General features: G+C 63.2%; 15 protein-coding genes. 7 read left to right on the plus strand and 8 right to left on the minus strand.

The genetic code is table 11. The features are described from left to right. The first annotated feature begins 179 nt into the window (after window positions 1–179). Window positions 180–626, plus strand: coding sequence for a CHRD domain-containing protein (locus tag FXN63_RS26090; RefSeq protein WP_148818564.1), 447 nt, complete (start codon window positions 180–182; stop codon window positions 624–626). A gap of 65 nt (window positions 627–691) precedes the next feature. On the opposite strand, the gene rodA is transcribed toward FXN63_RS26090, so the two are convergent. The 5 genes from rodA to FXN63_RS26115 form a co-directional block, all read right to left on the minus strand. After that, window positions 692–1,822, minus strand: coding sequence for a rod shape-determining protein RodA (rodA, locus tag FXN63_RS26095; RefSeq protein ID WP_148819840.1), 1,131 nt, complete (start codon window positions 1,820–1,822; stop codon window positions 692–694). Between the two features lie 49 nt (window positions 1,823–1,871). Beyond that, entirely contained in the window at window positions 1,872–3,767 is a 1,896-nt protein-coding gene (gene mrdA, locus FXN63_RS26100) for a penicillin-binding protein 2 (RefSeq protein ID WP_148818566.1), read from the minus strand. Between the two features lie 88 nt (window positions 3,768–3,855). Next, the gene (gene mreD, locus FXN63_RS26105) at window positions 3,856–4,404 is read right to left on the minus strand and encodes a rod shape-determining protein MreD (protein WP_148818568.1); all 549 of its coding nucleotides are present in this window, start codon (window positions 4,402–4,404) and stop codon (window positions 3,856–3,858) included. A 3-nt stretch (window positions 4,405–4,407) separates the two neighbouring features. After that, on the minus strand, window positions 4,408–5,301 hold the full coding sequence (mreC, locus tag FXN63_RS26110; protein ID WP_148818570.1) for a rod shape-determining protein MreC: 894 nt from the start codon (window positions 5,299–5,301) through the stop codon (window positions 4,408–4,410). Between the two features lie 65 nt (window positions 5,302–5,366). After that, entirely contained in the window at window positions 5,367–6,410 is a 1,044-nt protein-coding gene (locus FXN63_RS26115) for a rod shape-determining protein (protein WP_148818572.1), read from the minus strand. 283 nt (window positions 6,411–6,693) lie between these two features. Here FXN63_RS26115 and gatC point away from each other — a divergent pair, with 283 nt between their 5' ends. Genes gatC through FXN63_RS26135 form a run of 4 tightly spaced genes read left to right on the plus strand, consistent with a single transcriptional unit; the run spans window position 6,694 to window position 10,370 of the window. Further along, entirely contained in the window at window positions 6,694–7,002 is a 309-nt protein-coding gene (gene gatC, locus FXN63_RS26120) for an Asp-tRNA(Asn)/Glu-tRNA(Gln) amidotransferase subunit GatC (RefSeq protein ID WP_148818574.1), read from the plus strand. Window positions 7,003–7,005: 3 nt separating this feature from the next. Next, entirely contained in the window at window positions 7,006–8,532 is a 1,527-nt protein-coding gene (gatA, locus tag FXN63_RS26125; RefSeq protein WP_148818576.1) for an Asp-tRNA(Asn)/Glu-tRNA(Gln) amidotransferase subunit GatA, read from the plus strand. Window positions 8,533–8,539: 7 nt separating this feature from the next. Then, entirely contained in the window at window positions 8,540–9,991 is a 1,452-nt protein-coding gene (gatB, locus tag FXN63_RS26130; protein WP_148818578.1) for an Asp-tRNA(Asn)/Glu-tRNA(Gln) amidotransferase subunit GatB, read from the plus strand. A gap of 16 nt (window positions 9,992–10,007) precedes the next feature. Then, window positions 10,008–10,370: a helix-turn-helix domain-containing protein gene (locus FXN63_RS26135; protein WP_222863971.1), complete on the plus strand. Its 363-nt coding sequence runs from the start codon at window positions 10,008–10,010 to the stop codon at window positions 10,368–10,370. Between the two features lie 115 nt (window positions 10,371–10,485). Here the strand turns inward: FXN63_RS26135 and pyrE are convergent, their stop codons facing one another. Further along, on the minus strand, window positions 10,486–11,172 hold the full coding sequence (pyrE, locus tag FXN63_RS26140) for an orotate phosphoribosyltransferase (protein ID WP_148818582.1): 687 nt from the start codon (window positions 11,170–11,172) through the stop codon (window positions 10,486–10,488). A 231-nt stretch (window positions 11,173–11,403) separates the two neighbouring features. Between pyrE and FXN63_RS26145 the strand changes: the two genes are divergently transcribed. Further along, entirely contained in the window at window positions 11,404–12,198 is a 795-nt protein-coding gene (locus FXN63_RS26145; protein WP_148818584.1) for an exodeoxyribonuclease III, read from the plus strand. A 186-nt stretch (window positions 12,199–12,384) separates the two neighbouring features. Here FXN63_RS26145 and FXN63_RS26150 read toward each other — a convergent pair whose 3' ends face one another. Together FXN63_RS26150 and FXN63_RS26155 are read right to left on the minus strand one after the other, a co-directional pair. Beyond that, a complete protein-coding gene (locus FXN63_RS26150; RefSeq protein ID WP_222863972.1) occupies window positions 12,385–13,689 on the minus strand; it encodes an MFS transporter in 1,305 nt (434 codons plus the stop codon). A 134-nt stretch (window positions 13,690–13,823) separates the two neighbouring features. Further along, on the minus strand, window positions 13,824–14,246 hold the full coding sequence (locus FXN63_RS26155; RefSeq protein ID WP_148818586.1) for an Rrf2 family transcriptional regulator: 423 nt from the start codon (window positions 14,244–14,246) through the stop codon (window positions 13,824–13,826). A gap of 80 nt (window positions 14,247–14,326) precedes the next feature. On the opposite strand from FXN63_RS26155, the gene FXN63_RS26160 reads away from it, so the two are divergent. Continuing rightward, window positions 14,327–15,757: a muropeptide transporter gene (locus tag FXN63_RS26160; RefSeq protein WP_246164975.1), complete on the plus strand. Its 1,431-nt coding sequence runs from the start codon at window positions 14,327–14,329 to the stop codon at window positions 15,755–15,757. Window positions 15,758–15,942 lie beyond the last annotated feature (185 nt).

A 15,942-nucleotide genomic window follows, 5' to 3' on the forward strand; every position in this document is an offset into this window, starting at 1 on the left:
CACGGTCTCCACGCGAGTGCCGCCCCGTCGTAGCGCATGCTGCGAGCATGGTGCGCACCGGCAAGGTGCAAACAGTCGCAACATGGCGCTATCCGGTGCGATGGGCTGGAGATATATTGAATGCGCCGATTGCCGATCCCGGTGATCGCCTTCCCCCACCTCTGCCCAGGAAAACGACCATGACGCACATTCGCAAGGCTGCGGCCGCTGCCGCTCTGACTGCTCTGGCGCTTGTCGCCGGTTGCGCCAACACACCGCTCGACCCGAACGTGGCCGCCATGCGCGCGAGCCTGAGCGGCATGAGCGAGGTTCCGCAAGTGGCCACGCAAGGCATGGGTGAGGCCGAGGTCTGGCTCAACAAGCAGACCAATGTGCTGAAGTGGAAGGTCACCTATTCCGGCCTGTCGGGCCCGGCCACCATGGGCCACTTCCACGGCCCGGCAGTTGCCGGCGTCAATGCCGGTGTGGTGGTGCCGTTCCAGAATCCGGTCACCAGCCCGATCGAGGGTCAGACCACGATTACTGCGGCGCAGGCGAAGGAACTGACCAGCGGGCTGTGGTACATCAACATCCACACCGCCGCCAATCGTGGTGGCGAGATTCGCGGCCAGGTCCTGCCGCGTTAAGCGTTTGTCGGGGCGGCTGCGCTGCCCCGACAGTTACTGCTTGCAGAAGGGCAATCCGCCGTTCGCTAGTTCTTCTGCACCAGCGGCCGGTGCCGCTGAATCCCCATCAGAATGCCGGCTGCGCACCCCAACGTCAGCAAGGCCGTGCCTCCGTAGCTCATGAACGGCAACGGCACCCCCACCACCGGCAAGATGCCGGTCACCATGCCCATGTTCACAAAGGCATAGACGAAGAACACCATGGATAAGGCTCCCGCCAACAAGCGGGTGTAGAAGGTGGGTGCCCCCGCCGCAATCGTCAGCCCTCGCCCGATCAGCAGCACATACAGGAACAGCAGCACCAGGTTGCCGATCAGCCCGAACTCTTCGGCGTAGACCGCGAAGATGAAGTCAGTCGTGCGCTCGGGGATGAATTCCAGGTGGGTCTGCGTACCCTGCATGTAGCCCTTGCCCAGCGTTCCCCCCGAGCCGACTGCAATCGTCGACTGGATCGTATGGAAGCCTTTTCCTAATGGGTCGGTATTGGGATCGAGCAGCGTACACACCCGGTGCTTCTGGTATTCGTGCAAGACCACCCAGTCGATGTCGGGCTGGCACAGGAATTCTTCGGAAGCGACCAGTGCCCCGATGCCGATCACACCAGCCAGCGTGATTGGCACCAGAAGCTTGAACGACAGGCCCGCGAAATACAGCACAAAGAAACCTGCGCCGAACACCAGCAGGCCGGTGCCCAGGTCAGGCTGTTTGGCGATCAGCGCAAAGGGCAGCAGCAGCAACACTGCCGCCACCACGAAGTCGCGGAAACGCACCTGCCCTTCGTGGCGATGGAAGTACCAGGCCATCATCATCGGCACAGCGATCTTCATCATCTCGGATGGTTGAATGCGCGTGATGCCCAGGTTCAGCCAGCGCGTGGCCCCCTTGCTGGTTTCACCGGCCACCTCGACCGCCACCAAAAGCAGCACACCCAGCAAGTACGCCGGCACAGTGACGCGCATCAGTGCGTGCGGGGAAAACTGCGCGGCGATCCACATCGCCACCAGCGCGATGCCGAAATTGCGTGCCTGATCGGCGAAGCGCCCATCGAAGCCGCCACCCGCCGAATACATCGACACCAGGCCAACCAGCGCCAGCAGGCTCAGGATCAGCAGCAGCATCCAGTCGAACACCCAGATGCGCGCCACCAGCGCCCGCATCCAGTAATACCGGTTCATGGTCGTCATGCTGCTGCTCACTACTGCTCTCCTAGTCCCGCGCCGTCAGATCAGGCGTGACCGCTTTATCGGGCTCGGTCGGTTTCTTGCCTTGCAGCCAGTAATCGAACACGCGGCGTGCAATCGGCGCGGCTACCTTGCCGCCGAAACCGTCGTTCTCGACGATCAGCGCTACCGCGATCTTGGGGTTGTCGGCCGGCGCAAAGCCCATGAACAGGCCGTGGTCACGCAGGCGTTCGTTCAGCTTGGCCGCGTTGTAGCGTTCGCCCGCGCGCAGGCTGTACACCTGGGCGGTACCGGTCTTGCCGGCCGCCTGGTACGGCGCGCCGATGAAGGGCCGCTTGGCCGTGCCTTCGCGCACCACGTCGGCCATGGCGCGTTTGACGAAGTCCAGGTTGGCCTGCTTGAGCGGGATGGTGTAGCTGGGGTCGCGTACCGTCAGCGTCTGCGCACCGGTGCGGCTGTTCTGCACCGCACGAACCAGGTGAGGACGCATGAACACGCCGTCGTTGGCCAAGGTGGAGGTGGCTTGCGACAGCTGCAGTAAGGTAAACGAGTTGTAGCCCTGGCCCACGCCCACCGACAGCGTTTCGCCCAGATACCAGCGCTGCTGATCGGGGCGTCGATACGCCGCGCGTTTCCATGCAGTTGACGGCAGCACACCGGCTTTTTCACCGCTCAGGTCGATACCCACTTTCTGCCCGAAACCGAAGGGTTTCATGAAATCGTGGATGGCATCGACGCCGATGTCGTTGGCCAGCGAGTAGAAGTAGGTGTCCGAAGACACCACCAGCGCCTTGTGCAGATCGATGTGGCCATAGCCCACGTCACCGGCATTACGGTAGCGGCGGTCGGCGAATTCGAAGAAGCCCGGGTCCCACATGGTCTGCGTCATGTTGCGCTTGCCCATCTCCAGACCCGCCAGCGCCATGAAGGGCTTGTAGGTCGAGCCGATCGGGTAGGTGCCGTACAGCGGGCGGTTGATCAGCGGGCGGTCGGGCGATTCGTTCAGCGCTTTCCAGTTCTCGACATCGATACCGTCGACGAACAGGTTGGGGTCGAAGCCCGGGCGCGACACGAAGGCCAGAATGTCGCCGGTTGCCGGTTCGATGGCGACCAAGGCACCACGGCGATCACCAAAGGCGGCTTCCACCAGCTTCTGCAGTTCGATGTCGATCGACAGCACCAGGTTGTCGCCGGTGACCGGCGGCTTGCGCGACAAGGTGCGCACGGCCCGGCCGCCTGCGGTGATTTCGACTTCTTCCACGCCGGTGGTGCCATGCAACTGGGCTTCGTAGGACTTCTCGATGCCTTCCTTGCCGATGTAATCGGTACCGCGATAGTTGGCGGCGTCTTCCGTCTCATCCAGGCGATTCTGGTCACGCTGCGAAATCCGGCCGATATAACCGATCACGTGGCCCGCCGATTCACCCATCGGATATTGGCGGAACAGGCGGGCACGGACATCGACACCGGGGAAACGGAAACGGTTGGCGGCAATCCGCGCCACTTCTTCATCCGACAGGCGACTGCGGATCGGCAGGCTCTCGAAGCGACGCGACTCTTCCATCAGCTTGCGGAAGCGGCGGCGGTCGCGCGCATCGATGGTGACCACATTGGACAGTTCGTCAATGGTCTTTTCCAGGTCAACGACCCGTGACGGCGTAATTTCCAGCGTGTAAGCGGAATAATTGCGCGCCAACAGCACGCCGTTGCGATCCAGGATCAGGCCCCGATGCGGCGGAATCGGCACGACCGATATGCGGTTTTGCTCGGCGCGTGCGGAATAGGCGTCGTGCTTGTAGACCTGCAGCCACCAGAAGCGGGTGCAGAGCACGCCGAAGCACGCGAACACCACCAGCATCGCGATCAACAGCCGCCCACGGAACCGCCGCATTTCGCGGTTCGAGTCCTTGATCTCGGTCATCGCCGTCCGGTCGCCAGCGTGAAAGCCGGGAACCACGACTGAGAGCGATATCTCTCGCGCACGGAATCTTGCATGCCGCGCCTGCTCCTCAGATCGGACGGGTGTCGTCGCGCTCGGGCGCACGACGTTGGGGGGCGAGCAGCAGGCGGTCGGCGATCGGCCACAACGCGGCAGCAACCACGCTGTCCAGCATCCAGCTCCAGCCCGGCCAAGTGCCCGACAGCGCCGCACGCACGCTGTAGACCACCAACTGGGTAACCAGCAGCAGCGGCAACACATGCAGGGCCTGGCCTATCGGCCCGAACCACTGAATACGCCGATGCAGCGCGATCGCAAAATAAGACAGCAGCGTGTAGGCAAGCGCGTGCTCGCCCAGCAGACGGGCCTGGTGCACGTCCATCAGCAGACCAAACAGGAAGGCCGCAAACATGCCGATCTTGCGCGGCTCGTGCACGCTCCAGAAGATCAGGCACAGCGCCAGCACGTCTGGCACCCCGGGCCACTGGCCCCAGGGCATCAGGTTGATCATCCAGGCGATGACAAGCGTCAACCAGATGAATCGTGGGTTGACGGGTAACAGCAGGGGCTGCGCGCCAAACAGGTGCGAGCGCGGGAGGGTTGAAGGTGCTTTAGGCATAGGTCAGGGACGCCGCGCCTGACGACGCCGCACTTCTTCGGCAGCGGGAAGTGCCGGTAGTTCCGACTGAACCGTCTGCAAGACCAAAAAATGCCGGTAACGGTCGAGTCGGGCTACCGGCTTGGCAAGAATTCGTGCAAAACCTGAAGAACCGTCACGCTCGACCGTATCGACCTTGCCCACCGGCAAGCCGGCGGGATAGATGCCATCCAGGCCACTCGTGACCAGGTCGTCGCCCACCTGCACGTCGATATCGGACGCCATGAAACGCAGGCCCAGGCGGCCCGGCGCTTCGTCGCCGAAGGCGACCGAACGCACGCCGTTACGCAGCACCTGCACCGGCACCATCTGGTCCCGGTCGGTCAGCAAGGCAACTTCGGACGTAAGCAGTGACACACGAACGACCTGACCGACCACGCCCCCGTCATCGATCAGGGGCATACCTGCGGCCAAGCCGTGTTGCGAGCCCTTGTCGACGATCAGCCGACGGCTGAATGCGTCACGGACTTCATATAGCACTTCAACCAGAACCGAGGGCACGCGAACGCGTGCGCTCGCACCGAGCATCCGGCGCAATTGCGCGTTTTCTTCGGCGAGTTGGGTGGCGCGCGTCGTGACTTGCGACATCTCGATGCGCTGGCGAGCCAGGTCGTCAGCTTCCCGCTGGAATTCGGTCTTGCTTTCAAAAAACACGGTGGTCTCGTTCCACATCGTGCCGGGCAGGAGCACGACGCGCTGGAACGGGTAAAGCGCCACGGCGACGGCCTGGCGCACCACATCGAGTGTCTGAAAACGTGCGTCGACGATCAAAAGCGCGATCGACAGCAGGGAAAAGAAGACCAGCCTCACCCAAACGTCGGGGCCCTGCTTGAAGAAGGACGGTGGGCTGTATTGCATGAAACTCCAGCATCGCGCCGTGGCCCTGGGCGGGCCGGCCGGCCCGTGACGGGACCGGCTGCGTCTTACTCGTTGGTGAAGATGGCGCCCAGTTTGTCCATGCGTTCGAGCGCTTCACCGCAACCACGGACCACGCAGGTGAGCGGGTCTTCGGCCACGATAACCGGCAAGCCGGTCTCTTCCTGCAGCAGACGGTCGAGGTCGCGCAGCAAGGCGCCACCGCCGGTCAGCATGATGCCCTTCTCGGTGATGTCCGCGCCGAGTTCCGGCGGGGTCTGTTCGAGCGCGATCTTGACGGCCGACACGATCTGGTTGAGCGGATCGGTTAGGGCTTCGAGAATTTCGTTGGACGACACGGTGAAGCTGCGCGGAATACCTTCCGACAGGTTGCGACCCTTGACTTCCATTTCCTTGACTTCGGAACCCGGGAACGCAGAACCGATTTCTTTCTTGATGGCTTCAGCGGTGGGTTCACCGATCAGCATGCCGTAGTTGCGACGAATGTAGTTGACGATGGCCTCGTCGAACTTGTCGCCGCCGACGCGCACGGAACCCTTGTAGACCATGCCGCCCAACGAGATGACGGCGACTTCAGTCGTACCGCCGCCGATGTCGACGACCATGGAGCCAGTCGCGTCGGATACCGACAGACCGGCACCGATGGCAGCGGCCATCGGTTCTTCAATCAGGAATACTTGGCTTGCACCGGCACCAAGTGCCGATTCGCGGATGGCGCGACGTTCTACCTGGGTAGAACCGCAGGGTACGCAAATGATGATGCGCGGGCTGGGCGCAAACAGGCTTTTCGGATGCACGATGCGAATGAACTGCTTCAGCATCTGTTCGGTCACCGTGAAATCGGCGATCACGCCGTCTTTCATGGGTCGAATCGCTTCGATGTTGCCGGGAACACGACCCAGCATCTGCTTGGCCTCGCGACCGACAGCCTGAATGGTCTTCTTGCCGCTGGGCCCACCTTCCGTGCGGATGGCGACGACCGAGGGCTCGTTCAACACGATGCCCTTGCTGCGAACATAGATCAGGGTGTTTGCTGTACCCAGATCGATCGCCAGGTCATTCGAAAAGTAACTACGCAGGAAACCGAACATGGGAATCTTTTGGTGAAGGGCTGGGTGCGGTGGAGGGCAGCGCGAGAAACGCAAAATCATAACTTATAATCGTCGGCAACTGCCGCGAAATCTGCTTCAAAACCCTGCGTATTGCGAGCTTCCACGCGGTTTGCCCCGTCATTTCGGCCCCAAAGGCCGCAGCCCCGGGCGCTATACGCAAATGCAACATTGTTTCTTTCGGCGGCCGGCGGCATCCCCGCCGCCATCCTTCCGGACCCCGAACGTTCACCGCGGACGTTCTTACCGATACTCCCCGACAGCCATGGCGCTTACCGAACAAGACGTGACGCGCATTGCGCGACTGGCCCGCCTCGATCTCGACGCCGGCCAGCGCGACCGTGTCCTGCAAGACCTGAACGGCATTTTTGGCCTGATCGAACAGCTTCAGGCGGTCGACACCACCGGCATCGCTCCGTTGGCCCACCCGCTGTCGGCAATCAATGAGGTCAGTCTGCGACTGCGCGACGACGTCGTGACCGAGGCACCTGATCAGGCTGCCCGCGACGCGTTGATCGCCAACGCACCGGCCCGACACGACGGCCTTTTCCTGGTGCCCAAGGTGATTGAATAAGCCATGACGACACACGCACTGCACAACGAATTTTCCGGCATTGCCGATCTGCGCGCCGCCCTGGCTGCCCGCAAGGTGTCGGCCGTCGAGCTGGCCCAAAGCGCACTTGCCGCCATCGAGTCGCAACAGGCGATCAATGCCTTCCTGCACGTCGATCCGGCCCTGACGCTGGCCCAGGCGCAAGCCGCCGACGCATTGATCGCCACAGGCAATGCCCCCGCGCTGGCCGGCATTCCGATCGCGCACAAGGACGTGTTCGTGACGCGCGGATGGCGCACCACGGCCGGCAGCAAGATCCTGGCTAATTATGTAAGCCCCTTCGATGCGACAGTTGTCGAGCGCCTGCAAGCCGCTGGCGCGGTGTCGCTGGGCAAGCTGAACTGCGACGAGTTCGCGATGGGTTCTTCCAATGAGAACTCTGCGTTCGGCGCGGTACTGAACCCCTGGGATACCAAGTCGGTTCCGGGCGGCTCGTCGGGCGGCTCGGCGGCAGCGGTTGCTGCGGGCCTGGCGCTGGGCACCACCGGCACCGATACCGGCGGCTCGATTCGCCAACCGGCGTCGCTGTGCGGTATTTCGGGCATCAAGCCGACCTACGGCAGCGTGTCGCGCTACGGCATGATCGCCTACGGTTCCAGCCTGGATCAGGCCGGCCCCTTCGCCCGCAGCGCGCGCGATCTGGTCGAACTGCTGGACCCGATGACCGGTTTCGACGCCAAGGACTCCACCAGCGCGGAACAATGCGGTGCGGAAGCCAACGCCGCTGGCCGTGTGCGTCGTGCCTTCGATGCGCACGCGCAGCCGGCTGACGCCGACCTGCCGCTGAAGGGCCTGCGCATCGGCTTGCCGCGCGAATTCTTCGGCGCGGGCCTGGCTGAAGACGTGTCTGCTGCCATTCACGCCGCCATTCGCCAGTTCGAAGCACTGGGTGCGACCGCCGTGGAAATCTCGCTGCCGCGTACCGAGTTGTCGATTCCGGCCTATTACGTGATTGCCCCGGCCGAAGCGTCGAGCAACCTGTCGCGTTACGACGGCGTGCGCTACGGCCATCGGGCTGCGGAATACACTGACGTCGACAGCATGATCAGCCGCTCGCGTGCCGAAGGTTTCGGTGCGGAAGTGCAAAAGCGCATTCTGGTAGGCAGCTACGTGCTGTCGCATGGTTATTACGACGCGTACTACCTGCAAGCCCAGAAGCTGCGCCGCCTGATCGCACAAGACTTCCAGCAAGCCTTCACGCAGTGCGACGTGATCGCCGGCCCCGTGTCGCCGACCGTGGCCTGGAACCTGGGCGAGAAGTCCAACGACTCGGTGGCCATGTATCTGGCCGACATCTACACCTTGAGCGGCAGCCTGGCTGGATTGCCCGGCATGTCGATTCCGTGCGGCTTTGGCGCAGGCCCGGTCAACGCGCAGCGCCCTGTGGGCCTGCAACTGATCGGCAACTATTTCGACGAGGGCCGTCTGCTTGCCATCGCCGACCGTTACCAGCAGGCGACCGACTGGCATACCCGCCGGCCGGCAAAGTGAGACAGCTATGAAATGGGAAGTCGTCATCGGCCTGGAAACGCATGTGCAGTTATCCACGGCGTCCAAGATTTTTTCCGGCAGCAGCACGCAATTCGGCGCTGAGCCCAACACGCAGGCCAACGCCGTGGATATGGCCTTGCCCGGCACGCTGCCGGTCATGAACCGCGGCGCGGTCGAGCGCGCCATTCGCCTGGGCCTGGGCGTGGGTGCACACATCGCCCCCGTGTCGGTGTTTGCACGCAAGAACTACTTCTACCCCGATTCGCCCAAGAACTACCAGATCAGCCAGTTCGAGATCCCGGTGGTGCAAGGCGGCAAGGTGAGTTTCTTTGTCGGCGACAAGGAAATGACGGTCAATCTGACGCGTGCCCACCTGGAAGAAGATGCGGGCAAGTCGGTGCACGAGAACGTCACCGGCCCGCACGGCGAACGCGCCAGCGGCATCGACCTGAATCGCGCCGGCACGCCGCTGCTGGAAGTCGTGACCGAACCTGAAATGCGCTCGGCTGACGAAGCCGTGGCCTATGCCAAGGCGCTGCACAGCCTGGTCGTGTGGCTGGGCGTGTGCGACGGCAACATGCAGGAAGGCTCGTTCCGTATCGACGCCAACGTGTCGGTGCGCCCGGAAGGCCAGAAGGAATTCGGTACCCGTACCGAAACCAAGAACGTCAATTCCTTCCGCTTCCTGGAACGCGCGATTCAGTATGAAATCCGTCGCCAGATCGAAGTGATCGAAGACGGCGGCAAGGTCATTCAGGAAACCCGCCTGTACGACCCGGACAAGGACGAAACCCGCAGCATGCGCACCAAGGAAGACGCGCATGACTACCGCTATTTCCCCGACCCCGACCTGCCGCCGCTGGCCATCAGCGAAGACTGGATCGAACGTGTTCGCGCAGACATGCCCGAACTGCCGGCCACCAAGCGCGCCCGTTTCGAAGCCGACTTCGGTATTTCGGCCTACGACGCGGCCCAGCTGACCAGCAGTCGCGCCACCGCCGAATACTTCGAAGCCGTGGTCGCCAAGCTGCCGGCAGGCCAGGCCAAGATCGCCGCGAACTGGGTGATGGGCGAAGTCGCTGCAGCGCTGAACCGCGACTCGCTGGCGATCGAACAAAGCCCGGTGAACGTGGCACAGCTGGCCGGTCTGTTGACTCGCATTGCCGATGGCACGATCTCGAACAAGATCGCGCGTGAAGTGTTCACGGCGCTGTGGTCGGGCGAGTTTGCCGATGCTGATGCCGTGATCGAAGCCAAGGGCTTGAAGCAGGTGAGCGACAGCGGTGCCATCGGCAAGCTGATCGACGAAGTGATGGAAGCCAATGCCGGCATCGTCGCGGAATTCCGCGCGGGCAAGGAAAAGGCCTTCAACTCGCTGGTAGGTCAGGTGATGAAGGCCGGTCGCGGCAAGGTGAATCCGCAGCAGGTGAATGATCTGCTGCGCGAGAAGCTGGGCTGATGACCGACCGATGAGCATGTCCGCCCGCATTGACGCCGTGATGCGCCAGCGGAACATCCGCAGCCAGAGCGAACTGGCGCGGGTGGCGGACGTGCCGCAGTCGACGGTCAACCGCATTCTGACGCGGGGCGACTCGTATTGCCCGGCGTGGGGGACGGTCAAGAAACTGGCCGATGCGCTGGGGGTGTCTGCGGTATGGCTGACCGACGGGGATGCATCGGCAAACCCTACGGCCCCTGCCATGCCCACCGATGCGCCGCTGGACGGCTGGCAGCTGGAAGCGCTGCGGATTCTGGGTGGCCTGGACGACGTGGATCGCCGCAAGGTGATGGGCGTGCTGCGACTGCTGGAGCGGCCAGGAAACAGCGGGCAACGGTGATGGTTGCCAGGTCGGCGACAGTGGTCAGCGCGTAAAAACAAAAGGCCGACAGAACTGATCCTGTCGGCCTTTTGTTTTTTACTTTGAGCGAACCGCCGAAATCAGTTCACACCAATCAGTTCACGCCATAACGTGCGCGGTACGCCAGCACAGCCTCACGATGCTCGTCGAAGCCACCTGTGCCCTGCTCTGCCAGCGCCAGAATGTCGGCCAGCGACGCAATGCTGATCACCGGAATGCCGTAACGCTGCGACACTTCCTGCGTGGCCGAATGCGCCGACAAGGCGTCGTCGGCACCTGCGCGCTCCATGCGATCCAACGCAATCAGCACCGCCGACGGCGTGGCACCCGCTGCGCGGATCATGGCCACCGATTCGTTCACCGAGGTCCCTGCGCTGATCACGTCATCGATGATCACGACCTTGCCCTGCATCGGCGCGCCCACCAGCGTGCCGCCCTCGCCGTGGTCCTTGGCTTCCTTGCGGTTGTACGCAAACGGCACGTCGCGGCCATGCTCGACCAGCGCCACAGAGGTTGCAGTGGCCAGGCCAATGCCCTTGTAGGCCGGGCCGAACAGCATGTCGAATTCGACGTTGGCGGCCATCAGCGCCTGCGCATAGAAGGCGGCCAGCTTGCCCACCGTCGCACCGCTGTTGAACAGCCCCGCATTGAAGAAATACGGGCTCATCCGCCCGGCCTTGGTCTTGAAGCTGCCGAAGCGCAACACACCGGAATCGATAGCGAAGCGCACAAAGTCCGTGCGAAAGGTGGCGGGGTCGAGGGCGTGAAGGCTGGCGGACACAGGGCGATTCCGGAAGAAATGGGGATGGGCGGGAGAAGCAGACAGACAGTGCAAGGGGCATGAGCGGACATACCCGTGATGGGCTGCCCCCGCGCTTGGCAGTTGCTAATCGTTTGCGTAGCAGTGGCTAAGCGTTTTGCTGAGCAACTGCTATTTTACGGCCATCGCGCCCCTGGTTCGCGCCCGACAATCGCCATCTGCTAGCCTTATGCGCTTTCAGGGAGCCCCATTTTGCTGCGTATCGTCTCGCTCAACGTCAACGGCCTGCGCTCGGCCACCCGCAAAGGCTATCTGGATTGGCTTGCGGCCAGCAATGCCGACATCGTCTGCATGCAGGAACTGAAAGCGCTGGAATCCGACCTGGACGATGCGCAACGCAATCCGCCCGGTTACCACGGCCACTTCTATTCGGCCGTGAAAAAAGGCTATAGCGGCGTGGGCGTCTACATCAAGAACGCCGCCGACAAGACCATCACCGGTTTCGAGAACGAAGAGTTCGACGCCGAAGGTCGCATCCTGCGCGTGGACTGGCCGGGCCTGAGCGTGGTCAGCGCCTACCTGCCCTCAGGCAGCAGCGGCGAGGAACGCCAGGCCGCCAAGTACCGCTTCCTGGATCACTTCGCGCCCTGGCTGGCCAGCCTGATGGAAGAACACCGCACGACCGGCCGCGAATTCGTCATCTGTGGCGACTGGAACATTGCGCACCGCGAAGCCGACCTGAAGAACTGGAAGAGCAACCAGAAGAACAGCGGCTTCCTGCCGGAAGAACGGGCGTGGCTGACCAAGGTGTTCGACGAGCTGGGTTTTGTCGACGTGTACCGCAGCCTGCATCCCGACACCACCGATGAGTGCTACACGTGGTGGAGCAACCGTGGCCAGGCCTGGGCCAAGAACGTGGGCTGGCGCCTGGATTATCAGATCGCCACGCCGGGCATTGCGGCGCGTGCGCGTGCGACCTCGGTCTACAAGGAAAACCGTTTCTCGGACCACGCGCCGCTGACGGTGGATTACGACTTCACGGTATAGGCGCTTACCAGCGGTCCAGGCGTCGGCAAACCTCCTCAAGAAATGCGATGAACGCCTTGAGGTCCAGGCCATCATCTGCCCCGACGCCTGGTACCGGAAACTTACGCGGTCGTTCAGGCGAAGGGCGATGTGAAGTGGCGACCGTCGTGCGTGCTGCGGCACCTCAGACGCCGGGCTGACGTGTCATCAACGAGCAGGACATGCGGGATGTTCTGCAGGATCGACGGCATCGACGGCTTGGACCACCGTGCGGCGCTTGCGGGCGAGCACAAGGATGACCGCACCGGCGGCGATCGCAAGCGCGGCACCCAGCCGCAGCGTGCCGGCAACCCCTGACGCGTCGGCGATCAACCCGCCCACAAACGCACCCGACGAGATCGACACCTGGAAGGTGACGACCAGCAGCGCCTGACCGGCTTCCGAGGCATCGGGCAAGGCCTTCTGCATCCAGGTCGTCATTGCCACCGGCACAAGGCCGAAGGCAGCACCCCACAATGCAGAGACGATCACGGCACCGGTCAGGCCACCGCCGAACGTAGTGGCGAACAATAGCGAGACGGCAATCGCGGCAGCCGCCAACAGCGGCGTGCCGCGCAGGCTGCGACCCACCAGCCGGCCACCAAGGAAGGTCCCGGCCAAGCCCGCCACGCCGAATACCAGCAGCATCGCCGTGATGTGGCTGGGCGACAGACCGAAGATCTGGTCCAGCATCGGGCGCAGATAGGTGTAGCCCACGAAGTGCCCGGTGATGAGCAGCAGGCCCACCCCCAACACCGCGCGTGATGCGGGACGCGTCAGCGGCACCAACAGGTCACGGGCGGGAATGGCGCGCTCGGCCGGCATGCGGGGCAGCAAGCGCAGCTGCATCACCAGCACCACCGCCGCGACGACGGCCGCCACCACAAACGCCATGCGCCACCCGGCCAGATCGCCCAGCAGCGCGCCCGCGGGCACCCCTGCCACCGTTGCCAACGAGATACCCGCCAGCACATACGACATCGCGCGCGGCATCAGATGCTCGGGTACCAGGCGCGCCACCACCGACGGCGCAAACGTCCAGAACCCGCCCACGACGATGCCCAGCATCACCCGCGCGATCAGCATCGTGGCGAAGTTGGGGGCGACGGCCGCCAGCACGTTGGACACCACCAGCAAGGCAGACAGCACCAGCACCACGGTGCGCCGGTCCAGTCGGCCCGACAGCACGATCAGAAGCGGCCCCATCAGCGCCGCCATTACGGCGGGCATGGTGATCATCAGGCCTGCCGTGCCTTCGGTGACACCCAGGCCGGCAGCGATGTTGGTCAGCAGGCCAACCGGCAGGAATTCCGTCGTGACCGACGCAAAGGTGCTGATGGCCAGCGACGCCACCGCCAGCCAGGCGGCCGGCGCGGCGACGGGCATGGCCGCCGTATGCGCGTTGGACCCATGCAGGTCTAGGCCGTCAGACGGTGCGCCGGCGCGAGCCGTTGCGTTGGGCGCACTCATCATGGCCGCCCCGCTTTCCGACGCGCGCCGCCTAGTCTTGTACCGAGCGATTTCGCCCGCTTCGATCGATGGATGTTCATGGCTATATTCCTGAATTGAATGTGCTTTTAAAAGTCACAAATAAGGGCAAAAAATTTTCACTTCGTATTCACGAGTGCGTTCACCAGGCCTGACAGGGATTGCTTGGCCAGTGCCTGCTCGAAACCTTCCTGGGCTTCCTGCAGCACCTTGTTCAGGCAGCCTTTGAAGTTCTGGCTGACCACGCAGTCCGTGGCCGCGTAGTCGTGCACGCAGCAGGCTTCGGGCGCTTCGCTTGCCCGATAGATGTCGAGCAGCGTGATTTCGGCCGCAGGCCGGGCGAGCGCACATGCGCCATTCTTGCCGCGATGGGTGGTCACCAGCCCAGCCTTTGCCAGCTTGGAGACGACCCGCCGCACAAAACTAGGCTCGGCATTGACGCTGCTGGCCAGTTCCGCCGATCGCACCGGCTCCCCCTTGTGGGCCCCGAGGGCGGCCATGACATGGGAAGCAACGGCAAACTGGACATTGGGCTGCGACATATTGTGATTTTATTTAGCACAAATAGGCCTGTCAACGGGCAAGTACAGCTTGCGCAACGCACACATCGGTCAGCTCAGGCATGATGCCGCTGCACCTGTTCAAATGGCGTGTGCGCGCCCGCCCCCTTTGTACCGGGGTGTCGGCGGCAGCATCGCCCGAGCATGCACACTGGTCATCGTGCCGTTTGCGTACGTCATTCATCGGTCCGACCAGGCAAGTTTTTCCCTCACTTGGCACACCGCCCAGGAGCTTCATCATCGCCCGCGCATCATCCCTTTACACCAACGCGCGCGTCGCCCCGCTGCTTGCGCTGGGCTTTGCCAGCGGCCTGCCGCTGGCGCTGACCACCGGCACCTTGCAAGCCTGGGCCACCGTGGAAGATGTGTCCTTACAGGCTATCGGCTTCCTTACACTGGTAGGGTCAGCCTATACGCTGAAATTCCTGTGGGCACCGCTGATGGACCGTTTCAGCCTGCCCTTGCTGGGCCGGCGTCGCGGCTGGATCGCGGCCACCCAGCTGCTGCTGGCGGCGGGCATCATGGCCATGGGGGCGCTGTCACCGCGTGACGCCTTGCTGCCGCTGGCACTGCTGGCGGTGTTCGTGGCGTTCTGCTCGGCCTCGCAGGACATTGCCTTCGACGCCTATCGCACCGACGTGTTGCGTAACGAAGAGCGCGGCGCAGGTGCGGCGGTATCGGTGTTGGGCTACCGGCTGGCCATGCTGGCCTCGGGGGGGCTGGCGCTGGTACTGGCCGACAAGTGGCTGGGCTGGGGAGGCACTTACGTGGTGATGGGCGGCATCATGCTGCTGACGGTCATCGTCACGCTGATCGCCCCCGAGCCGGAGGTGCAGATCAAACCGCCGCGCACGCTGCGCGAAGCCGTGACCGGCCCGCTGATGGAATTCTTCAGCCGACCGGGAGCCATCACGCTGCTGGTGTTGATCGTGCTGTACAAGCTGGGCGACGCCTTTGCGGGCAGCCTGTCGACCACCTTCCTGATTCGCGGCGCGGGTTTCAGCCCCACGGAAGTTGGCACCATCAACAAGATTCTGGGCTTGGCGGCCACCATTTTTGGGGCACTGGCAGGCGGCACCTTGCTCGCGCGACTTGGCCTGTATCGCTCGCTGATCGTTTTCGGTCTGCTGCAAGCGGTGTCCAACCTGGGCTTCTGGCTGATCGCGGTCAGCCCCAAGAGCATCGTGCTGATGAGCATGGCGGTGGGCGTGGAGAACATCTGCGGTGGCATGGGCACGGCGGCATTCGTTGCCTTGCTGATGGCGCTGTGCGATCGGCGGTTCTCGGCTACCCAGTTTGCGTTGCTGTCTGCGTTGTCAGCAGTTGGCCGCACATATCTGGCCGGACCCGCATCGCCCCCTTTGGTCGAAGCGCTGGGATGGGCGCACTTCTTCCTGCTTACCGTAGTGATCGGTGGCCCCGGCCTGTGGCTGCTGTGGTGGAAGCGCGATGAGATCCGCGCGCTGGACAAGGAAGAAGCACCGGCGACTTGATGGTTTGCATCGCAGGACGGTGTTGCCGCTCGAAACGCCAACACTATTGCCGCATCAAGATTTTGGGCACAATGGTTTCAACGCAATAGCCGGTGCGCTTCTCAGGAAGCAAAAGCGTTAACTGCCACTCAAGTGGTCCTGTCAAAAGCAGGGGTAACAGACGACTGGACTACGAAGCCCCACTT

The sequence above is a fragment of the Pigmentiphaga aceris genome (genome assembly GCF_008119665.1).
Taxonomy (GTDB): Bacteria; Pseudomonadota; Gammaproteobacteria; order Burkholderiales; family Burkholderiaceae_B; genus Pigmentiphaga; species Pigmentiphaga aceris.